The 7,094-nt window shown below is 33.5% G+C and carries 3 protein-coding genes; all 3 read left to right on the plus strand.

What is annotated here, in order from left to right:
* Window positions 1-4,742, plus strand: a 4,742-nt coding sequence (locus tag Q0776_RS17650; RefSeq protein WP_298371326.1) for a LamG-like jellyroll fold domain-containing protein, incomplete at its 5' end; no start/stop codon positions are given.
* A gap of 101 nt (window positions 4,743-4,843) precedes the next feature.
* Complete coding sequence (locus Q0776_RS17655) at window positions 4,844-4,999, plus strand: PID-CTERM protein-sorting domain-containing protein (RefSeq protein WP_298371329.1); 156 nt, start codon at window positions 4,844-4,846, stop codon at window positions 4,997-4,999.
* Window positions 5,000-5,321: 322 nt separating this feature from the next.
* A partial coding sequence (locus tag Q0776_RS17660) for a PKD domain-containing protein (protein WP_298371332.1) occupies window positions 5,322-7,094 on the plus strand: 1,773 nt, incomplete at its 3' end.

Here is a 7,094-nt window from a genome sequence, read left to right on the forward strand (position 1 = left end):
GGAATGTAGATGATGTAAATGGGAATCCAGCAACAGCGGTTACCCAAACGGTAGTAGTAACAGACAATGAAATACCAACAGCTTCTAACCCTGCAACGATAAATGCATCAGGTTCTGCACCTGATCCAGATATTACGGTAGTTACAGATGAAGCAGATAATTGTACAGCAAACCCTGTAATTGCGTTTGTTAGCGACACGCCATCTGGTAGTTGTCCTGTTACAATTACAAGAATTTATAGCGTAACGGATAATGCAGGAAATAGTATTAATGTTACTCAAACAATAATTGTAAATGATGCAATAAATCCTATCGCAAGATGTGTTGCAGATTTTTCAGTTACTTTAACTTTAGATGGTGTTACAGGTGAAGCAACACTTTTAGCTAACCAGATTGATGATGGGTCTACAGATAATTGTGGAAATATATCCCTTAGCCTAGATAAATACGTTTTTGGATGTAATGATATTGGTGTTAACGATGTTGAGTTAACGGTTACTGATAGTCAAGGGAATTCTGATACTTGTATTACTAAAATTACAGTAGATGCTCCAACTATAAATAGTGGAACACTAGAAGGATATATTGTTCAAACAGAAACTACTGCTGATGCCTCTGATGTTATAGATATCACTGCATGTCCTGTAGATGTTAGTGGAAATACAATACAGCAAGATATAGCCTTGAATTTGACTGTAAGTCCGGCTCTAGCTAGTAATATAAACCGATGGGAATACTCTACAAATGGAGGTGTTACATGGTTGCCAATTGCAAATAATACTACATCTCATACAATTTATGATATTAAAGTAACCACACTTGTAAGAGTTGTTATTGATGTAGGGGACTGCTTAGGGTTTTCTCCAATAGCTGTTTTAGCAGTTGTACCACCTGATTTACCTCCTACAATTGTTAATGGAACCGAAATGAATACTATTTGTTTAGGTGAAACCGTAACAGTGGTAGTAGAAAGTGAATTTGGAGTTGGTTCAGAAGTAAATAATGGAGGTTTGTTCAATGAAGCGAATTTAAATACTTTGGGTTGGCAAGTTGATGGTGAAGCTGAAATGTCTGCAGGTGGAGATAATGGTATGGATACCTATTGGAAAGAGACAAATGGACCTAAAAAACTGAATAACCGATGTTTCGACGTTTCTGATAATTCGAAATTTGCCGTTGTTGCCGGAATTCCTCCCATTATAAATCAACCTAATAATGTACACATTATTAGCCCATTGTCTACATTGGAAACACCTATTTTTAGTGCCTTAGGTTTAACAACTATGCAATTGGAATTTGATCAAGCGTATTACCTTGAAACCGGAGCTTGGTTAAAGATAGAAATCTCTACAGATGGAGGTGCAAATTATGATATTGAACTTGACCCAGGTGCTGCATATGATTATATAGGACCAAGCGATACGGGATTTATAAACCCTTATCCGGGTTTTACTGGGCAGTGCAGAAATACGTTAGGAGCTGTACTTAACGATAACCATGTTTCCATTGATTTACAACAATATATAGGTTTAACTAACCTAAGAATTAAGTTTACATACTCCGGAACGGCTAATAGTGTTTGGGCTATAGATAATATTCAAATTCCAAATAATCCTGTAGATGAAGTTATTGAATGGACAGACGATTTTGGTGTTGTAGTGGGTACTGGTTCTACCATTAATATAGATGCAGTTACCCCAGGTATACAAAATTATGGAGCTACTTCTTTAATTAATGGATGTAGAAGTGATGATAATTCAGGTACGGAGTTTATTACAATTGAAGCTACTCTATCCTATGCTGGAGAAAACATTGTGCCAATTGTTAGTGAGTGTGGGGAGGATACTGTTATTTTAGCGGCTTATGACAATACCATTACTGCTCAAGAAAATTACGATAATGGCGTTTATAATAACAATTATAAAGTACCAAATATTGCTCCTGTAACACCTAATTATCCAGGTACAGGTGAAATTGGTACATGGACAATTTCCTCCGCTCCAACTAGTTGTTCAACGGGGTTACCAGCTACTTATACATTCTCTGATATAAACGACCCGAATGCAACTTTTACAGGAGAACCAGGAACTTACACTCTTACTTGGACAGTAAATGGTTGTTCTAATTCTGTTAATGTAACTATAAATAGCTGTAGTGATATTAATTTTGATGGTGTAAACGATTATATCACATTTAAAGATAATTATGACCGAACTGGAGCATTTAGTATAGAAATGTGGGTAAAACCAGAAGATTTGGTCGGAACGCAATGTTTATTTTCTAAAAGGGACGCTAATGATTTAACCACAGGTTATGATTTAAGGTTGTCTGGCAGTACTGTTCAATTCTATTGGGGTAATAACGCTATTTCAAGTAATGCAATAGATGCAATAACTTGGCACCATATAGCGGTTACTTTTAATGGAAGTGTATATAAACTTTATATTGATGGGGTTGAAAAAGCTAGTCAAAATAGCAATATGGTTCCAATACCAAATTCTATGGAATGTATTTTAGGAGCTATGGATCAAGCCAATAATCCGCCCAATAAACCTGTTAATAATTTCCATGGTTGGATTGATGAATTACGGATTTGGAATAAAGCTTTAGACATTGAGCATATTCGCCAAATGATGAATCAAGAAATAAAACTTACTGGAGGAGATGATGTTGTTGGAGAGATTATTCCTATTAAAGTATCTGGTCCAGATGTTACTCAAAATGGAACTGAAGATGACCCTTTATTATGGTCAAATTTAGATGGTTACTATCGAATGGGTGAGAATTGCGGATATTTAACTCCTACTAAAGGTAGTCTTAATGGTAGATTAAGAAATATTACAACATCTCAAGAAGAATCCGCTCCATTGCCTTATACAACTAATAATGATGGTGCTTGGGATAATAATAATACATGGACACAAACTAGTGTTTGGTATATTCCAAACAGTACCGTATTTGGAACTAAAATTGATTGGAATATTGTGCAAATGTCAAATATTATAACTTCAGGTATAAGAGATATAACGCTTCTAGGATTAATTTCTGATAGTGGAAAATTAACAATGGATGGTAGTACAAATTTAACAACTGGAACTGGAACAGGACAAGGGCTTTGGATTACACATTATTTAAATTTAGATGGTATTATTGATTTGGAAGGTGAGTCTCAATTAATACAAAAACGCTACTATACTGCTGGTAATGCAACTATTCAATTTAATGAAAGTATATTAGACGGTTCTAGTTCTGGTTATATTGAACGAGATCAGCAAGGTCAGGGAAATTTATATAACTATGAGGATTGGTCTTCTCCTGTTGGATTGATAGGTCAACCTCAATCAAGCTCATATTCTGTAAAAGATGTACTAAAAGATGGTAGAAACTCTTATGGTTCTGATATTAATTTTACTCCTGCAAATGATGGTGATATGTCAACTTCACCAATTACTGTTTCTAGTCGTTGGATTTATACTTATAAAAATGGAGCAGGATTTAAAAGAGCAAATTTAGATAAGGTATTTAAGGCTGGAGAAGGACATACAATGAAAGGTTCATTCACGGCTGCTGAAGCTGCAATTAATAAGCAAAATTTTGTTTATAGAGGAAAACCACATAATGAGGATATTCAATTAACAATTTCCAACGGTAATTACTATTTAATAGGTAATCCTTATTCAAGTGCTTTGGATGCAGATCAATTTATAATAGATAACGCAATTAATAATTCAACAATAACAGGGGTTTTGGAGTTTTATGAAGATTGGAGTACTGATAATACGCACATCGAAAGCACAGCAAGTGCAGGATATGCATATTATACATTAGCGGGTGGAGTTGGGTCAGGAACTCTTGGAGAAAATGTTAATAATCCAGGAGAATATGGGTCAAAAACACCAACAAGATATGTTCCTGTAGGTCAGGCTTTTTGGGTAGTAGGAGATGGTGGTGGAACAGTTGAATTTAACAATAATCAAAGAGAATTTGTAACTGAAGGAATTCCTTCCGAATCAATATTTTTTAAAGGGGCAAAGGAAAAAATTAGCAAATCTTCAAAAGCAGAAAAAGATTTAAGATTAAAAATAAGAATTGGATTTGAAACCTCAGGTATTAAAAACAGGCAGTTATTATTAACTATAGATGAAAGAGCATCTAATAAAATTGATAAAGGATTTGACGCAGAAGTATCTGTTTTTCAAGATAATGATTTTTATTGGTTAACAGATAATAAAAAATTAGTTATCCAAGCTATTGATTATTTATCAAAAGAAAGTGTTATTCCTGTTGGTGTAAGTTTAAAAGAAAAAGGTAATATTAAAATTAAAGTTGATACAATTAATAATGCATTTGAGAATATGGAGATTTATTTGCGTAATAATATTTCAAATGACACATACGATATATTAAATAATGAATTTGAGGTTGAATTAGAAAGTGGAGAATTTAATAATATGTATTCCATTGTATTTAAACCCAAATTTGAACTTTCAGAAACAAATGAAGAATTAAGCAATAATTTTAGAACTCACATTATAGAAAACGAGCTTAGAATTATTAGACGAAGTGAAATTAAGATTTCAAATATTTCATTATTTAATATTATTGGACAACAAATATTATCAAGGTCAACAAATATAGATAAGACAGAGATTATTCTCCCAGTTAATGTTGAAGTTGGTGTGTATTTGGTTGTAATTGAAACGGAAAAAGGAAGTTATTCAAAAAAAGTTATTAAAAAATAAGTTAAGCATAATATTGAGCCCTTGTAATCCAAAAATTGGAAGCCTTACAGTATATGAGAAAGAAAAGAATTCGATATCTGGTATTTATTCTTTTTTTCCTAATGAGTATTATAAGTTACTCTTATGGGAAAAAAAAGGGACCTCCATTTCCAAAACCAAATGGACCCGGCCCATATCCCGAATTACCTATTGATGGGGGAGTTTCCTTTTTGTTGGTTATAGGTGCAGCTTATGGTATTTATAAGAAAAAGAATTAAAAATGAAAAATTATTATTTTTTGAGAATAATTTATTTACTATAATTTCTAAAGTTTTATTGCATGATTGAGAAAGTTTTTGTACGTTTGTTATAATATAATGAGAAAAATTGTCTAAATCTTGTAGTATGTAACCCCACATAAGATTTAAAGTCCTACATAAAATTATTTTATTTATTGAGCCCTAATTAGTTTATAATGTGACGTTGTACATTATAAAATAGTTTTACCCCATAATTTAAGATTCCGTAAAAGGAAAAGTTTATTGCAGTTAACTTATGAAATTTTATTTCTAAAGTTAAATATAACTAAATAAAAAGATTATGAAAAAAATTACTTTTGCTCGTTTTTTTACTTTTATATCGATGTTGTTTTTTTCAACAATTGGTTTTTCACAAGGTACTGAATTTATGGATACTCCATATTTAATTTCATCTGGTTCTATAGCGAGCTGTAGTTCAAATGATGTTGAAATAGGAAGGGTTTTTTTAGGAACAAGTACTGGAGCTCCAATAGGGAGTTGTAATGATTCCGGGTTTGATGCAAACGATGTTTATTTATGGATAGACCTAGATAAAGCTTCTTCTAAATATGGCTTGTATATAGAGTTTAAATTATTAATTGATGGTATTCAGTCTGATTTGTCAGGAGGGTCAACAACAAGTTTAATAGCTGTCAAACAAACAACTGTATCTGCCACTGAGAGCAAACAAATATTAGTCGCTAATGATTATCGAGTGGCAAAATTACCTTACAGTTGCGGTGCTTCTTTTGAACTTTTAGATATTTATATTTCTTGGGGAGCTAACTCTAATTACCTTCCAGGTCAAAATAATGGTCCTAAATGTGATTCTACAGTTCCAAATATTACAGTAGATGGACCGTTAATTGTAGATTTTAATTTCACAAAAAATTGTAATGAAATAACTGTAACGACTGATATTACGGGAGGGAAAATTTATGGAGTTGATATAAACGATCCCATTGAATCACCTTATACTTTTACTATAGATTATGGAGACGGTACAACTGATGGTCCCTATACTCCTGATTTATATGATAATGTATCAATGTTATTTTTTGATCATGTTTTTTCCTCGTATACGTATACTACACCAGGAAATTATTCTATTTCCTTACATGTCACCGATACAGGTGTTGGAGATGAAACTGAGGTTAAAATTAATGTTATTACTATTGAAGAGGATTTAACAGGTTTAAGTATTACTCCATCAGCAACTTCTTGTGATGGTTCAACTGGTTCTATAACTGCAAGTGGGACAATAGGAGGTGATGGAAATTATTCTTATGAATTATTATATTCAACAACTAGTGGAGGAACTTATTTAGATGCTGCTAACACTTCTGGGGATGGAAGTGGAATTTATACAGGGCTTACTACTGGTTTTTATAAAGTAGTTGTTACTGATGGTGCAGGTTGTTCGTTGATAAGTAATTATGCAGAAATTATTGTTGCTACTGCACCAACCGCAGATGCGGGATTAAATGATTCAGTATGTTGGGACAATGATTTAAACACAATGACATTAATTGGTTCCGCAACAGGCGGAACAGCACCTTATACTTATTCGTGGAGCGGAGATACAACTTATTTAAGTGCCACAAACGTTTCAGGTCCAACACATAACAATGCACCGGTTGGAACGTATAATTTAACATTGACAGTAACGGATGCAAATGGATGTGAGTCTACAGATACAGTTCAGTTGATAGTTGATTCAAATGCTACAGCAGAAGCAGGTCCAGTACAAAACCTATGTATTGTAGATGGAACAGAAACAGTACAGTTAGCAGGATCCTTTGGAGGCGGAGCAAGTACAATAACATGGAGTACTTCTGGAACAGGAACATTTGATAATGCAACAAGCGCAACAGCGATTTATGATCCAAGTGCAGCAGATATTACAGCAGGTACAGTAACGTTGACAATCACAACAGATGATCCAACAGGACCATGTGAAGCAGCAAATGATACCGTAGTCATTAATTTTTCAAATGATGCTACAGCAGAAGCAGGTCCAGTACAAAACCTATGTATTGTAGATGGAACAGAAACAGTACAGTTAGCAGGATCC

Origin of the sequence: uncultured Lutibacter sp., from assembly GCF_947495725.1 — a bacterium.
GTDB lineage: Bacteria > Bacteroidota > Bacteroidia > Flavobacteriales > Flavobacteriaceae > Lutibacter.